The sequence below is a fragment of the Cupriavidus sp. 22TCCZM01-5 genome (assembly GCF_057798915.1).
In genome coordinates, this window is record NZ_JBYOJR010000017.1 from 116442 (window position 1) to 130929 (window position 14488).

Here is a 14488-nt window from a genome sequence, read left to right on the forward strand (position 1 = left end):
AAGAATCCTCTGAAAGATAGTAGCCTATGAGTTCGCCTTCATTCGAAGCAAGTCAGCGAATGGCACGGGTCCGTCAAAAGGACACGCAGCCTGAGCTTGCCCTGCGCCGGGCGCTCCATGCTTTAGGGTTGCGCTATCGGTTACAAGTATCATTGCTTTTTAAGCCTAGGCGGGTAGTCGATATCGTTTTCCCCACCTCTAAAGTCGCAGTGTTCGTCGACGGTTGCTTCTGGCATGGCTGCCCGATTCATGGTACATGGCCCAAAGAGAATGCGGAATTTTGGTGCTCCAAGATCAACGCCAATCGTGCACGCGATCGCGATACCGATCGCCGCCTTAAGGTGCTCGGTTGGACAGTTGTGCGAATTTGGGCTCATGAGGTGCCGGACGAGGCCGCTTTACGTATCTATAAGATCATCAAGGCACGACAGAGGGATTCAAATTAGACGGTCCTATAGGTATAGCCGTGCCTTTCAGTCGGTTGCTGCCGGACTGATTTGCTTACCATACTCCAAAGGACGCTTTCGAGTGCTACACGGTTGTTAGGCGACAATGATTGTTGTCTCTCGATTGAGTGCCGGCACTGATCCTGAAAGATGCAGCCACGCTTCCATTGAATCGACGCGGAAGTCATGATGAGCCCATGACTTACTGGGCCAACTATTTGCGGTTATAGTCCAAAAGCTTCTTTAGTCCTTCAATACTAAGCCATGCATTCCCTCGATGCAGCATCCGATGACAATTAGCGCAAACCAGCGCTAAGTCGTCTATATGAGTCTTGCTGTTCTCCGGAAGAGTCGAAAGCGGCTTTGTATGGTGGCATTCGATAAAACCAGCGCCATGCTCCCCAAAGATTTCGGCGAAGTCGAACGCGCAAACCTCGCACCTCAGCTTGCCGGTTTGCTTCAAGGCGCGTTGCCGCTTTGTCTTCACGAGCCGCTCATTTCTCTCACGCTTCAAGTGAGTCCGCGTGAGCAGACGTCCCTCGGCCGCCTCTGTAATCTCTTCGTCGAGATATGGGAGAGCATCGACGAACACTTCGTTCCCGAGCCCTTTGATTAATGCTGCCGCAGTCTGATGGCATCGGTCAGGATCATTGGCAAATTCTTGCCACACGCGTTCGTCACCCTTGGCACCTTGGCTTAAACCCTTCTTCCCTTCGCTTACATATTTTGGGTCCAGCCGCCTGAAGTTCATCAACTTCATATACACGCCGTTGGTATTGCGAAACGAATCCGATTGCACATAGCGAGGATACAGAAACTTCGCCATATGGCGTAAATGATTGCTCAGCTCCGCGACGTCCTTTGCTCCTTCAGACGGTAGTTTCGGGCTGTGACGAAGATATAGGTCGAGGGCAAGTATTAGCTCGTCCCTGTGCCAAATTGGCTTCTTGTCCTTCTTCTTGGCGGGCATTGGGGGCACATATCGATTGTTCTCCGTACATGGTATAGCTTTTTTCCGACGTCGAAGGTGATATTTCCTCAGGTCGGAGAGGAAGGCTCACAGCAGGGACCACCTTGCCCTCGTGCAGTAGGTTTTTAGCCTCGCTGCCTATGTGGCCTCACGCTTCGGCACGTCGTCGCACGGGCTCTGGCAAGAACAGGGATGTTCAGAGTGAGCCTCAACGCAGAAGCGCGAAAACGACTCAGTCTACTGCCCTGAGCCGCGGGATCGATTTCTATGCATCCACTGTGGATCGACCGCAATAATCTGTGTATGCCTGTGCTGACTGTCAACCAAGCGTTCTGCTCGATGGATTCGGGCGGCTTCTCGTAACGCCATCAGGCCAATTGGAAACAGCGTTATGACAAGAATGAAGAAGAGTGTAAATACGCTGGTTATATTTTCTGAGATGTACTTTGATAGAATCAAGGGCAGCATAGTGGAGAAGGAGAAAATCGCATATATAGTTGTATATAGCCACTTTCTAATTATCCTAGATTTTCTTGTTCTATATTTTTCATTAAAATCAATTTGTAAATTCCCGTGATCCGGAAGGTGCTTTAAGTATGATCGACCCATTACGTAATTTTTCAGCGCCTTTTCCGGTTCTTTTAAGGAAAGAAGATAGGCCACCTCTGCACCCTTAAGGCTGCTATCGCCGGATATTGCTTGATAACCTTTCTCCCGTACAAAAGGATGGATTTGCTTTTCCTCTTCCATTGAAGAGAGAAATTCCTTCGCAAATCTGTACTCCTCGCGAGCTCGATTGCGGCGAACTCCAGTGATCTCAAGATAAATTTTTGCGAGCGTGAATATCCCGATGGCGACGGAGGCGAGTTTTACTATGGTTTCTAGATTCATCGATATAGGGCAAATATAGGATGCTTTCGGCTGGCTTCTCACAGGCGCTAGATGAGCTAGCTAATGGAGTCTACGGCCAATTTTGACTGCGACTGCATACTCCCATTGGGGGGCATGAAAAACCGGACGGCCGGACCAGCTTTCCCTCCCTGAGCACACTCGGCAAGTGTGTCAAAATTCGTTTCCAATCCGCCCGCAACGTTGACCACTTCGGTGTAGGTGTTCAAAAATCGAACGTCAGCTGAAATTTCGGCTGACGAGGTTTAGCAGCCTGAACACACACCAGATAGAGCCGCGCAGCGGAATTCCTCTCGTCTGATACGCCTTCGCGCGTCCGTTCCAACGGGCGGGCCTAGGCGGGGGAGCCTTCGGGCTCGCCGGTTTCCGTGTGTGCCGGTCTGCTAACCCTGCCCTGTGCCCGCCCACCCCGATTAGCAGCGGACGGCGGGTCTCCATCACTCACACGGAGGTTCTCAATGCAGCCCACCACCCCAGCTCCCCAAGAGCCCACCCTCGCCCAAAAAGAAGCCCTACTAGCCCAATACCTCTCCAAAGCCGACCGCGCCCTGGCCCGCCGCCTCGCCAGAACCCCCCTGCCCCCACCCAGCACGCCCGTCACCCTCGAGGACCACATCCTCGAAGCCAGCGACGACCTCCTGCGCGTCAGCGCCGGCCTGCGTTCCGTCCTTACCCTGCTGGCGCTGCAGAGCGACGACATCCCCGATTGCATGGGCCTCCACGCCCTGCTCTTGCCGCTCAAGGAGCAGATCGACGACAACGCCGACCGCCTGCAGGCGCTGGTCGTCTGACGAGGGACCGGGCCCGCGCAACGCGGGCCCAAAAGCAATACGGCGCGAGCCACCTGGCCTCGCGCCGTTCGCATTCCGGCACCACAAGGCGCCGCCACCCAACGCCTCAATACTCCCCCAACACCCACCCACTGATCGCCGCAAAATACTCCCGCAACCACGCATTGAACCGAAGGTACAAAGGCGTCTGCGCCCCCACGCCGGACACCTCGCCGAACCCCGCCTTGCGCGCAATCCGCACCGCTCGCCATAGGTGGAAATCACTGGTCACCACGACAATGGGCGCTGCGGCCGTCACGCCCTGCTCGCCAAGCAAGCGCTGGCTGAACACCAGGTTCTCCTCGGTACTGGTACTGCGTCCCTCGCGCAGGATCCGGTCCGGCGCCACCCCGCGCGCGATCAGGGTGTCGGCCATGATGTCAGCCTCCCGGCATCGCCCGCCGAAGTCCAGGCCGCCACTCACGACGACCTTGGCCGACGGCCAGCGGCGCGCTTGCGCCATGCCTTGCTCCAGTCGTGCCATCAACGTTGGCGAGGCCTCGCAGTCCGGCGAGCCGGAACCGAGCACGATGATGGCTGCGGGCGGCGATGCACGGCGCGTGGCGGGTTCCATGCCGCTGCGGATGCCATGGAAGAACCATCCCAGCGTCACCAGCCACGCGGCAAAGGCGCCCCAGCCTGCCGCCCAGATCCATTGGCGCCACGGCTTCGCCGCGCGCCATTGCGCCACTTGCCGCCAGCGCCATGACAGCGCGAGAAAGGCCGCGCCGATGGCCAGCGGCAGCACGATCCCGAAATTGAACAGGCCCATCAGCAGTAGTGCGATGGCGTCGCCCAGCAGCAAGGCGCCCGCCATTGCCAGTCCGATGCGCCGCCACGGGGCGCCGGCTCTCCTGTCATGCGTTGTGGTTCGTGCCAACTTCGTTCTTTGCGTTGAATTCGTTGACGTGAAGCATACCGCGCCGTGATGGAGTCTGGTCGTGACCGGCGGGGAACCTGCTCAGATGCTGTTTGCGAATGCCAGGTCCGGCCCAATGCAGCCAGCTCTTCAAGCACCGCATCTGCCAGCGTGATCTGCGCCGCCTTCACGATTCTTTCGACACGGCCAATTCGGCGCTTAAGCCTTTGAAATGGAGCGAAAAAACGCATCGGTCGTTAAGCCATTTCTCACATTGGCTTCAATGCCTTCCTGCTACGTTGACCTGTTCGTCGTACTACGAGCGTTGGACTGTGGCGCAAGCCGGGACGAAATCTGATGACAACCACACAAGCTCTCGCCTTCACTGCCGCTTGCATTGGCTTCGGCTTCATTCCCGGGCCCGCCCTGCTGCAAACGATTTCGATAACGCTTCAGCACGGCCGGCGTGCGGGCTTGCTCTCGGCGTTCGGCATTCATCTCGGCGCGCTATTACAGATCGGCGCTGTTGCAATCGGGGCGGCAGTTGTGCTTAGGACGTCGCCGTGGCTCTATCACACGCTGCGTGTGGCGGCGGGTGGATACCTGCTCTGGCTTGGCATTCAGCGTATCCACACCAGACCCGACGCTGGCAGCGAACCGTCCGCCATGCCAAGGAACGTAGTTTCGTCAAGCGCGCTGATCGAGGCATTGAATCCGAAATCCGCGCTGTTCTATCTGTCGTTCTTGCTGCAGTTCGTCGATACGTCGATGTCGCTCGATATCGGCTGGCAATTGTTCTTCTTGGGCATCAGCGCAAACTTGCTGTTCTCGGTCGCTGACCTTGTTTGTATCGCACTCGCACATCAGCTGCAAAAGAGAGTGGCGCCGGGTGGCACTGCATTGACCGTCGGCCGCTATCTTGCGGGCGCACTCTTCATCACGCTTGGTATCGTCGCGATCGTCGAGGGTTGAGCCTGAATAGTGGAAGATCGACGGCTATAACTGTGACGGCGATCTCGCACAGCTCCTCGCCTTGAATACCAGATTGCGCGGCCTATAGAGAGATCAAGACAACGTAGCCAGCAACTTGATGAAGTTGCGCTTCGCGCGATAGGTCGCGCGAATCTTTTCCAGTTCGCTGGTGAACTTCGCACGCTCCCCCAGCTTTGCCCGTAACTTGCCGATGGCGCGCACGATTTCAAATGCCTCGTCATAGCGCGCGTTGCGCGTACCGCTTTCGGCGGCCACCGGCAGCAGCTGCTGATAGAGCGCAATCGCGTCACGCGGATGTGTGCTGCCGCGAACCGCCGCCATCCGGGGCCACAGCTGCGTCGCGACCGGGCCACCGATGAATGCGTCCCAGGCCAAGTCGTTCTTGTTCTCGAAGAGAAAAATCCTGACCAGTTCGGTACGCGTCGGCGTCTGCCAGTCAGGGCGCTTTGATTGTCCTGCCGACTCCTCCTTCTGGATTAGCGTCCCAAGGAGCTTGAGTGCGCGGTCCCGGGTTTCGTCATGCCTGCCGGTCGCCGTGGCGACCTTCATCAACGCGGGGAATGCATCGGCCTTCGCGCGCATCTCGAAGCGACGCCATGCGAGCGCGTCGGCCTGGTCAAACTGCTTTCGACGCAGATAGGCATCGACACAGAAGTCGAGCAGGCGCGGGTCAACATTCTTGCCCGACTTGCTGAGGCCGCGCTCGGCCCATGCGAGGCAATCGTCCGGGCGCCCGTGCTTCTCGCAAAGCTCTGCAATCTCCAGATAACGGTAAGGACTTGACAGGTCCTTGGCGCAAATTTGAATAAGCGAATCAATATCGCCATCAAGCTCCGCCAGAGATCGCATGGCGGTCTCCAGTCTCATACGCCGCGGGTCCATTGAGAAGCGAGATACGTTGCCACCAAGCACCGGCAGGGTCTCCCACGCATCGCTCACCAGTTGCCGGTAGCGACTCAATCCGCTCTCCCCCAGCGGCTCCGCATACGCCGGCAAGACATTGTAGAAAGTGTCCCGTTCCCCTTCTGTCTGCAGGTGGAAGAGTCGCTCCGCGAGCTTCACAGGGTCGGGTCGGGTCTGTTTGCATGCGTCCAGATGGACAGACGCCAGTTCGAAGATGCCAGGCATCACACCGCCGTTGGAATCGTCAATCTGCTCGAGGCTTTTCTCAGCGCCGGCAATCGCCAGTTCAGACAGTTCGACCACTTGCGCCGCGTGCGGTCCGGCAAGCCTCTCGCGCAACACGTCTGCCAGCGACATCAGTCCGTCGCCGTATGCATCAGCCTCCCTCCAGTCCAGCGGCCGGGGAATGCGAGTTGCCTGTCGCACGGCAGTTTTCATGCTGGGCAAATCGGACGCTTGCTCCGTACGCGCGGCGAGCAGCAGCTTGTCGCGCAACGTCCGGTCATGGTCGAGGGCTTCGAGCAACAGCTCCTGAAGCGTGCCCTTGTCCAGCGTTGCCACGTATTCGCGAATCACTTCCTCATAGGTCTTTCGCTTCTTGCGCGGCTTCTGCTGAGCGGCCTCCTCGGCATGGAACACCTCTGCGCCGGAGTTTTCCAGCCAGGAGAGTGCAACGGATACCGCGTGCTTGCAGAAAATGCCGTCGTCACCCACCGGACAGGTGCATGCATAGGCGAGTCCACCATCGTCAGCGACGGCGAGCTCGACCCGGTAACGGTGCGTGCCCCGCACACTGGCGTGAATGGCGCCTTCGCGTTCCTCAAGGCGGGACACTGCGCCGTCGTGGAAATAGGCCATGCCGCGCGCGAACGTCTTCGCGTCGGCTAGCGACTGGATCTCGTCTAGTGTGAGGATTTCAGCAAGCTTTGAAGGTTCCGGCATGTGGAAAAGGGGCGTTCCATCGAAGTCATTCCGCAGCGGTTGCGGATCGTCACGATGATACCTGCCGGAATACGCGCCGCCTGAATACCGGTCGATGTCCGATGTAGGCGGTGCCACGGCGCGGCTGCCTTTGTCGTGTACTGCTCGTTGGCTGGTGCCTGCATCCTCCGGGAGGAAGGCATTTGGTTGGCGTTACTGCGGGCTATTCCGGATCTTTTGGAGTCAGGTTAGGAGAGTCTGGTGGAGCATCTTGTGGTGCTCAGCTCAGAGCGAAATTGCAGCGATATCTTCAGTTGTCCCCTTCGAGCTTGCCTTGTTCATATTCTCGCTTCAATTTGTCCCGATACCTTGCGTCGCGAGTCCTGATCGCTTCCACCCAGTCTTCCCACTCTGTTTTAGAGAGCTCTGGCTTGTGTGCCTCAAGAAAATCGTCTTGCTGTTCCAGGGTTAAACTCTCCCAGTATTTGTCCCAAATATTCTCGTACCAGTATTGAGCATCACCTTGTAGGTTGAAGATGGCTGGACCAAGATCATTCCAGGCGATCCACGGGGGTGGGGGGTTGAACTTCAAGAGGGAAATTGATCTGATTAGATCAGAATCATTGGTAAGTAGTAGGAAACTTCGGCCCTTGAACTCATCGAAATGGACAAAAAATGTGTGCCGCCAAGCACTTTGATAATGATTGGTGGCAATTTTCTCTCGTCCCATTTTCACTAGATTTATATAGTTGGAGGAAAGTGATTCTTCGATATTTTGGGTTATAAAAAAAGCGTTAATTCCGAATCGATTTAGTGTCTCAATCTTCGGATAGGAAAGGTAATTTTCTGCGGAAGATTTTGAGAATAATTCCATCAATACGGAAGGAGAAGTTCCAAAGACATGGGAAAGCGCCGCAAGACGATCTTCAGGAAGCGCCTTGGCTAGCCTCTTTTCTTGTCTCCTTATGGAGAACTTATCAATGGCACGTGACAAGGAAAACATGGGCACCTCACCTGTTTGGTAATTGGTCAGCAACCGCGTTGCCGCTAAAGTAGCCAATGGCACCGAAGACAATGCCGCCGATCAGCCCTGTAATGATTGTGCCTGGACCGGTCTCAATTCCAACAAGGGCGCCGGCGGCAGCTCCCATCTTTGCCCCGGCAATAGCGCCTCCCCAGCCGCCAATCTGTCTCACTACTTCTTTCTCGATGGGGCGAATGCTCCTGGTCTTGAATGATTGATCAGTGGCCACGCCAAGGTCGTAGGCCGTGAAGCCAATGCCTACCACTTGAACAACACGGGCATACTTCACTATGCCAAGCGAGACAGCCAAACCGCCTTTTGTGAAGATCCCGGCGGGAGGCACGCGAGGATTTGGCTGAATCAGGACCTCCTTATCAAGGCCTTCAGCGTAGCTGATGATCTTGCTCACGCGACTCTTCAGGTGTGGATGTTGCTGAGCATACGCGTCAAGTGAGCGGCGAATCTCTTGAGTCGTCACGAGTTTGGCTCCTGACCGTTTTGCTTTAGCAATATCAACATAAATGACCCTGCCGGCCATGCGGCCGGCGCCATCAGGAAACGCACTGCTGGCGGACGCGAAGCTGGTAATCTTCTCATACCCCATGACGTGCTCTGCAATGCTTGCACTAGAATTTGGATTTCTGCCCCACAAGCCATATTTTTCCGGGAAAACTTCGCGGCGTGCTTGAACGGGAGAAAGCTCCAGATTTTTAAGGTAGGGATCTTCAATAGACGTATAGATGCGACGAACGAGGAAGCCATCGGCGCCTGGTTCGTCGACGATAACAAACACAAACATGCGTGCGGGCATAAGATGACCAAGTACGTCATATTCGGAGTCCCGTCTGTCGTTCGTCGCGGTAGTGTAGATGTAGGTACTCATTTATTCCACCGTTCCACGGCTTTATGACCGATAGCAATATCCAAATTCTCAATGCTGGTTGTCTTGATCCGAGGGCAATAGCCGTCAGAGTCAGTGACGCCCTTATGGATGGCTCCGGTTTTTGTCTTGATGTGGAATGGAACCCCTGAGACGGGGCGGCCCTCACGGTCGACTACTCGCACGCGCTCGTCGAAGTTCCCCGGTGGTTCTTTCTTCAATGGGATGCCATTTGAGGCATAGCCCAGTTCCGCCAACTGATGAGGCTCGAAGCTCTGAGACATGGTGTCTTGCGAGGCTTGCATGACAGGGTGCGGGTAGCACCTGCAGGCACATAGATCGCCATCCAAGGCGGCCTCTTTGCCCATCATGTTGTCCCGCCACCGTGGGCCCCTGGGAACAATTTGCCCAGTAGTGCCGCAAGCTGGGCATACCACTTGTGCGCCAAGGAAAGTCAGAGCTGTTCCGTGATGCGAGCAAGAAGGTATGCCTTCTATTGCCGTGCCGCCGACCGAGGATTTGTCACCCACCTTCAGATAGTACCGTCGCATATCAGCCACCTGTCGGAATGTAGAAACCCGACACGTATCACGGTCCCGATGACGAGGCAAAAAGTGTCAAGGAAATCTAACAATATGAGCGGATGCGACTCGCGGGTTAGCGCAACTTCTTCTCATACATCACGGAGCGGGCCACCGTGCTCGACGCCGCCGGCCGAGACCAGACAACGAGCAGGAAAAGCGAGCATGAGGAACGAAGTGAAACACGCCAGGCACGCAATCGGGAAGACCGTGGCAGGCTGATGGTTAAGTTGGCAGGATTCTTGAATTCCACATCCCCTGTCTGACGGACAGGGGAAAGCAACGGCAGCCTGTGTAAGGACGGGTGGGCCAAAGGCTCCACGCTGAAGCGACGACATGCCCAACCGGCGCGACCCAGCTATGCCGGCTTGCCAGCGGCGAAGACGCGTTCGATGTTTTCCTCGACCGAAGTTCTGGATGACAGAAACTCTGAGGCGCTGGCACCCGTTGCGCTCGTCATTCCAGTAGCCGCGTCAGCCGCTGTTCTTCTTGTATCCGATTGACTCCAATACCGCCTTCTCGCGCGCCATGGCGCTGATCGCAAAGCTGCGGTACTGGTCCGGGCTCATATACATCGGTTCCATATCGAAGGGTTTCAGTGCATCCCTGAAATTGCTCTGTGCCATCGCCCGCCTGAAAGCCGTGTGGAGCCTGGCAATGATCGGCGCCGGCGTGCCTTTGGGTGCCGCCAGTCCCCACGGCGACGATTGTGCGATGTCGACGCCGCACTCCTTCAGTGTTGGCACGTCGGGAAAGCGCGGCATGCGCTTGTCTCCCCAGACCGCAAGCAGGCGCAGCTTGCCGCTTTCGACATGGGGTTGCCACCCGCCGGTTTCGGCGGCCGACATGACATGGCCGCCAAGCAAAGCCTGCAGGGATTCGCTGGTCCCTTTGAACGGTACGTGGGTCAGCCGGATGCCCGCCGTTTGCGAGATCTGTTCCATGGTCAGATGATTGGTCGTGAGCGAGCCCGGCGTGGAATAGCTCAACGCGTCGGGATGCGCCTTCGCGTAGGCGATGTAGTCCGCCATGGAAAAAGGGCGTTCCAGCGAAGACATTCCGCAATGGGCGGCGGACGGTCACGATGATACCCGTTCGAAAAATCTCCCCGAAAATCAGGTTTGTCCTAAAGATTCCGTAGGGATCTGTCGATAGTATGCCCTCCAATTTTGCGCGGTAGGGCACACCGAATTTCAAGCGGCTGGCTAGCACTCAATCGTATGTCTCACTCTGAGACATTTCGCTCCCGCGCTACATCCCAAGGAGGAGGGCAGACCATCAACGCAGCGAGCATCCAGAACCTGAATGGCACGCTGGCTGCGCAGGGCAATGTGAACCTGACCGCTCAGGCCAGCGTCACCAACCAGAGCGGCACCATCCAGTCGGTCAACGGCGACGTGTCGATCAACGCGCCGACGCTGGTCAACAAGGCCATGGACCCGGTGACGCTGCACAAGGACTATGGCGACCTGAACCCGCCTTACGCGGGCGGTTGCAACGGCGGCGGCAGCTACAAGGGCAGCAACTGCTCGGCCAGCGAGACCGTGGCGGCGGGACCGGCAGGTGTCATCCAGGGGGCGCGCGACGTGACCCTCTCCGGCACGACGCTGGCCAACAACGGGGGCCTGATCTCGGGCGGGCGCGATGTCACGGTCACCATGACCGGCGGCGTGGACAACACCAGCCTCGTGCAGAACGCGAACTGGGCCGGCATGTGGGTCGAGAAGACCGGCATGTTCAGCTCGGACAAGACCCACAGCACGGGCGGCACATCGGTGCTGGGCAGCCAGGAATCGCTGATCCGGGCCGGCAACGCGCTGACGGTGACGTCGGGTGGCCAGGTGGTGAACACCGGCAACCTCATGGGCAACTCGGTGGACCTGAGTGGTGCGGACCTGGTCAACGGCTACACCAGCCCGAACCAGCCGACGCCGCCGGCCACCGTGCCAAAGCAGGTGATCTCGCTGGGCCCGGCCCCGGTGCCGGCCGGATCGCTGCCGCCGGCCAATCCGGCGACGGATCCCACCCAGCCGTGGCAGTTCAACCCCGTCATCGTGGCCACGCCTGGCACGCCCACGACGGGCGGTGCACAGACCATCGACTGGCACTTCACCGCCAACCTGGGCGGCAATCCGCTCACCGCGCCTGGCGCCAATACCGACCGCACGCAGTACCTGACGGGGTCCGCAGCCACGTCGGTGCTGGCAGGTGTGACGCCGGACGACCTGCTGTCGCAACTGCCGCCGAACCTGCGCCCCGGCAGCAACGTCAGCTTCTACTACGACCCGTACACGGAGAACCAGAAGCTGCAGCAAGCGGCGCTGCAGCAGACGGGGCAGGACAGCTTCATCAGCGGCCTGGCCTATGACAGCCAGCACCAGCTGTCGGTGACCGACCAGGAGAAGCAGGACCTGTACCGGAACGCGGCGGCCTATGCGGCGGCCAACAACATCCCGCTCGGCGCCGCGCTGACGCAGGCGCAGATCAATGCGCTGGACAAGCCGATGTTGTGGTACGTCGAGCAGACGGTGCCGGACCCCAGTTGCAATACCGTCAGCAGCCGGGTGTGTCCGGGGGTGACGGCGCTGGTGCCGCAGGTGTACCTGCCGGAGGGCTATGCGCAGGCGCTGGCCAAGGCGACTGGCGGCAATATCGTAGTGGACAACGTCAATCTGGACTTCGCTGGCGGGACGATCCGCAACAGCGGCGTGGTGTCGGCCAGTGACACGCTGAGCGTGACGGCGGCAAGCCTGGACCTCAGACCGAATGTGGTGGACATCGGCAAGTCGGCGTACCGCGTGAGCGGTGGCTGGATGGAATACACAGGCACGCAGGTGCAGCCGGGCGGGTTCATGAGCGCAGCCAATATCGACCTGCAGGTCGGGGCCATCAATGCCGTCAATGACGCGCTGCGGATCACCAACCCGGACGGTTCGATCAACCAGGCGGCAACCAATGCGCTGATCGCGCAATTGCAGGCCAACCTGGGCGGCGACTACACCGCCGGTACGGTGGCCGATGACATTCACCAGAACTTCCTCAAACAGGAGAAGGGGCTTGGCCCGATTGGCCAGGTGGTCGCGATGGTGGCCGCCGTCGCGGTATCGATTGTCACCGCCGGTGCCGCTGCGGCCGCGATGGGCGTCGCGCTGGCCAACATGACGCTGGCACAAGCCATGACAGTAGCTGCGCTCTCCAGCATGGCCGGCAGCATTGCGAGTCAACTGGTGTCTGGCCAAGGACTGGATTTTGGCAAGGTGGCAATAGCCGGGCTGGTCGGTGCGGCGACGGCGGGGCTGACCAACGGCATCACCTTCGACGGCAGCAACTTCGGCGTCAATGGCTTCGACACTGTGCTCAAGGGCACCAACAGCCTGGCGAATCTTGCGGGTACCAACACCCTCGGTGGTGTGCTGCAGGCCGCTCAGGATGGCGCCACAGGCACCTTGGCGCAACAGGCCCTCGGCATGGTAGGCACGGGCCTGATCAACGCCGGGGTGAGTACCGCAGTCTATGGCGGCAGCTTTGGTAAGGCGCTTGCCGGCAGCCTCGTGGCGCAAGGTGCGGCACTCGGTGCCAACGAGATCGGAGCAACCACCGAGGTGGGCTCCTTGCAAAACATCGCGGAGCACGCCGTACTTGGATGTGCTGCGGGGGCTGCTAGTGGAGGCAACTGCGAGTCTGGTGCCATTGGCGGCGCTGCGAGCGCCGTAGTGGCGCCTCTAGTGCGCGATGGTCTGTACGGCGGCACGCAGACCGTGGTCGATAACGGCAATGGCACCCAGACGACGAGCTACAACAACCTCGGGTACAACGCCGCAACGGTGGCCATTGCGATGCTGGCCGGTGGTGGGCTTGCGGCCGCGCTGGGACAGAACCCCAACGCAGCGGCGGGGGCGGCGCAGAATGAGTCGTTGAATAACTCGCTGTCCGACAAGCTGATTAACAGGGCAGATCCAGCGACGGCAAACGTGCTGGAAGGTGGTAGCTTTGGTGCGGGTGGTGGAGCAGTACGGTTTGGGTCGGCTGCTGGCGCTGAAGGGGATGTGGCTTCTGGCGTTACCCAGACGCAGAAGAATGGAGCCAATACGAACGATGCAGGAGCGCCAACTGGAAAAACAACGGTATATACGTCGACGGCACCAGATGGCACGACCCAGTATGTTGGGATCACAGATAATCTTACCGCGCGCGCTGCCGCGCACATTTCTCAAAAGGGCATTGAGATCGATGCAATACCGGGCCTGCAAGGCATATCTCGTGCCGATGCTCGTGCGGTCGAGCAAGTCTTGATCGAGACTAATGGGCTGGGTAAGATCGGAGGGTCTCTGATGAACAAGATCAATAGTATTGCGGAAAGTAACCCGGCATATGCGGGGGCTCTGATTCGAGGAGCTGCACTGTTGAAGAGTGTTGGATATCCGGGGTTCTGATGGCACTAAAATCTGGTAGCGTGTTCGGTATAAGTACATCGAAGGGGGAGGCTTACTTCCAATTTGTAAAGAAGGTCGCTCCCATGGGCACTCTGATTCGTGTGTTACCTGGGACTTATTCGGAGGGCCTCCCGAATTTGGAGTTGCTTGTTGAGCGAGAGACGAATTTCTGGGTCTTCTTTCCCGTCACCGCCGCGTTGAAGCAAGGGGTTATCAGGCTGGTCGCACATTGCAAAGTTCCAGTGCATGCTGAAAAGACGCCCCTATTTCGGGCCGGCGTAGTTGACCCGGCAATTGGCAAGGTGAAGACTTGGTGGTTCTGGGATGGCGAAAAGGAGTGGAAGGTTGGAGCGATTAGTGAGGAGCAACGGAAGTTGCCAATAAGAGGAGCTTGGAACGACACGCTCCTTGTTGAGAGAATCGAAAGCGGCTGGCTACCTGAGACGGATGAGCGCTAGGATCGCAGCAACGAATCCGGCTTTGGCCGGGTTCGTCGTTTCTGGGGGCTCATCTTGGATCAAGTCGGCATGAGTACATGCAACTGGGAAGCCATTCACGGATTTGTGTCGCCTGGGGAATACAAACGCTTCTGCTTGTGGTTGTCGGCCCAAGCGGACGCTGGGGTCGCTGAGGCCGGGCCTGTCCGTATTTTTGTGTGCGAGGCGGTTTTGAATTCTGTCAGCTTCGAGCGGCAGTAAATCGCTCGCCATACAGAATAGCAAACTGATTCATGGCGGAC

The 14488-nt window shown here is 58.2% G+C and carries 12 protein-coding genes and 2 pseudogenes; 5 read left to right on the top strand and 9 right to left on the bottom strand.

All coding sequences use genetic code 11. The annotated features are described in order from the left end of the window. Positions 1-59: 59 nt before the first annotated feature. Positions 60-446, top strand: coding sequence for a very short patch repair endonuclease (locus AC3FNH_RS17490; protein ID WP_488720967.1), 387 nt, complete (start codon positions 60-62; stop codon positions 444-446). A 214-nt stretch (positions 447-660) separates the two neighbouring features. On the opposite strand, the gene AC3FNH_RS17495 is transcribed toward AC3FNH_RS17490, so the two are convergent. Together AC3FNH_RS17495 and AC3FNH_RS17500 are read right to left on the bottom strand one after the other, a co-directional pair. Next, positions 661-1416: an HNH endonuclease gene (locus AC3FNH_RS17495; RefSeq protein ID WP_488720968.1), complete on the bottom strand. Its 756-nt coding sequence runs from the start codon at positions 1414-1416 to the stop codon at positions 661-663. A 237-nt stretch (positions 1417-1653) separates the two neighbouring features. After that, the gene (locus AC3FNH_RS17500; protein ID WP_488720969.1) at positions 1654-2307 is read right to left on the bottom strand and encodes a hypothetical protein; all 654 of its coding nucleotides are present in this window, start codon (positions 2305-2307) and stop codon (positions 1654-1656) included. A gap of 476 nt (positions 2308-2783) precedes the next feature. On the opposite strand from AC3FNH_RS17500, the gene AC3FNH_RS17505 reads away from it, so the two are divergent. Next, positions 2784-3116 carry a DUF1484 family protein gene (locus tag AC3FNH_RS17505; RefSeq protein WP_488720970.1) on the top strand — a complete coding sequence of 111 codons (333 nt, stop codon included), beginning with the start codon at positions 2784-2786 and terminating at the stop codon, positions 3114-3116. 106 nt (positions 3117-3222) lie between these two features. Here AC3FNH_RS17505 and AC3FNH_RS17510 read toward each other — a convergent pair whose 3' ends face one another. Continuing rightward, positions 3223-3972: a YdcF family protein gene (locus tag AC3FNH_RS17510; RefSeq protein ID WP_488720971.1), complete on the bottom strand. Its 750-nt coding sequence runs from the start codon at positions 3970-3972 to the stop codon at positions 3223-3225. 399 nt (positions 3973-4371) lie between these two features. Here AC3FNH_RS17510 and AC3FNH_RS17515 point away from each other — a divergent pair, with 399 nt between their 5' ends. After that, on the top strand, positions 4372-4986 hold the full coding sequence (locus AC3FNH_RS17515; RefSeq protein ID WP_488720972.1) for a LysE family translocator: 615 nt from the start codon (positions 4372-4374) through the stop codon (positions 4984-4986). Between the two features lie 93 nt (positions 4987-5079). Here AC3FNH_RS17515 and AC3FNH_RS17520 read toward each other — a convergent pair whose 3' ends face one another. From AC3FNH_RS17520 to AC3FNH_RS17545, 6 genes and pseudogenes are all read right to left on the bottom strand, one after another. After that, positions 5080-6852, bottom strand: coding sequence for an SWIM zinc finger family protein (locus AC3FNH_RS17520; RefSeq protein ID WP_488720983.1), 1773 nt, complete (start codon positions 6850-6852; stop codon positions 5080-5082). Between the two features lie 289 nt (positions 6853-7141). Beyond that, a complete protein-coding gene (locus AC3FNH_RS17525; protein WP_488720984.1) occupies positions 7142-7867 on the bottom strand; it encodes a hypothetical protein in 726 nt (241 codons plus the stop codon). Continuing rightward, positions 7842-8738 (bottom strand): glycine zipper family protein, encoded by an 897-nt coding sequence (locus AC3FNH_RS17530; RefSeq protein WP_488720973.1) that lies wholly within the window; start codon positions 8736-8738, stop codon positions 7842-7844. Before AC3FNH_RS17530 ends, AC3FNH_RS17525 begins: the two co-directional genes overlap by 26 nt. After that, a complete protein-coding gene (locus AC3FNH_RS17535) occupies positions 8735-9040 on the bottom strand; it encodes a hypothetical protein (protein ID WP_488720985.1) in 306 nt (101 codons plus the stop codon). Before AC3FNH_RS17535 ends, AC3FNH_RS17530 begins: the two co-directional genes overlap by 4 nt. 27 nt (positions 9041-9067) lie before the next feature. Continuing rightward, a pseudogene (locus AC3FNH_RS17540) lies at positions 9068-9286 on the bottom strand (PAAR domain-containing protein); the annotation flags it as partial. 503 nt (positions 9287-9789) lie between these two features. Next, complete coding sequence (locus AC3FNH_RS17545; protein ID WP_488720974.1) at positions 9790-10347, bottom strand: tripartite tricarboxylate transporter substrate binding protein; 558 nt, start codon at positions 10345-10347, stop codon at positions 9790-9792. A 192-nt stretch (positions 10348-10539) separates the two neighbouring features. Here AC3FNH_RS17545 and AC3FNH_RS17550 point away from each other — a divergent pair. Continuing rightward, a pseudogene (locus AC3FNH_RS17550) lies at positions 10540-13749 on the top strand (DUF637 domain-containing protein); the annotation flags it as partial. An 83-nt stretch (positions 13750-13832) separates the two neighbouring features. After that, positions 13833-14207 carry a hypothetical protein gene (locus tag AC3FNH_RS17555; protein WP_488720975.1) on the top strand — a complete coding sequence of 125 codons (375 nt, stop codon included), beginning with the start codon at positions 13833-13835 and terminating at the stop codon, positions 14205-14207. Positions 14208-14488: the final 281 nt, after the last annotated feature.

Coding starts and splice junctions, on each gene's coding strand:
- AC3FNH_RS17535 (WP_488720985.1), bottom strand. CDS start 9,040: ATGCAAGCCTCGCAAGACACCATGTCTCAGAGCTTCGAGCCTCATCAG.
- AC3FNH_RS17545 (WP_488720974.1), bottom strand. CDS start 10,347: ATGGCGGACTACATCGCCTACGCGAAGGCGCATCCCGACGCGTTGAGC.
- AC3FNH_RS17495 (WP_488720968.1), bottom strand. CDS start 1,416: ATGCCCGCCAAGAAGAAGGACAAGAAGCCAATTTGGCACAGGGACGAG.
- AC3FNH_RS17510 (WP_488720971.1), bottom strand. CDS start 3,972: ATGGCGGGCGCCTTGCTGCTGGGCGACGCCATCGCACTACTGCTGATG.
- AC3FNH_RS17500 (WP_488720969.1), bottom strand. CDS start 2,307: ATGAATCTAGAAACCATAGTAAAACTCGCCTCCGTCGCCATCGGGATA.
- AC3FNH_RS17505 (WP_488720970.1), top strand. CDS start 2,784: ATGCAGCCCACCACCCCAGCTCCCCAAGAGCCCACCCTCGCCCAAAAA.
- AC3FNH_RS17520 (WP_488720983.1), bottom strand. CDS start 6,852: ATGCCGGAACCTTCAAAGCTTGCTGAAATCCTCACACTAGACGAGATC.
- AC3FNH_RS17555 (WP_488720975.1), top strand. CDS start 13,833: ATGGGCACTCTGATTCGTGTGTTACCTGGGACTTATTCGGAGGGCCTC.
- AC3FNH_RS17530 (WP_488720973.1), bottom strand. CDS start 8,738: ATGAGTACCTACATCTACACTACCGCGACGAACGACAGACGGGACTCC.
- AC3FNH_RS17490 (WP_488720967.1), top strand. CDS start 60: ATGGCACGGGTCCGTCAAAAGGACACGCAGCCTGAGCTTGCCCTGCGC.
- AC3FNH_RS17515 (WP_488720972.1), top strand. CDS start 4,372: ATGACAACCACACAAGCTCTCGCCTTCACTGCCGCTTGCATTGGCTTC.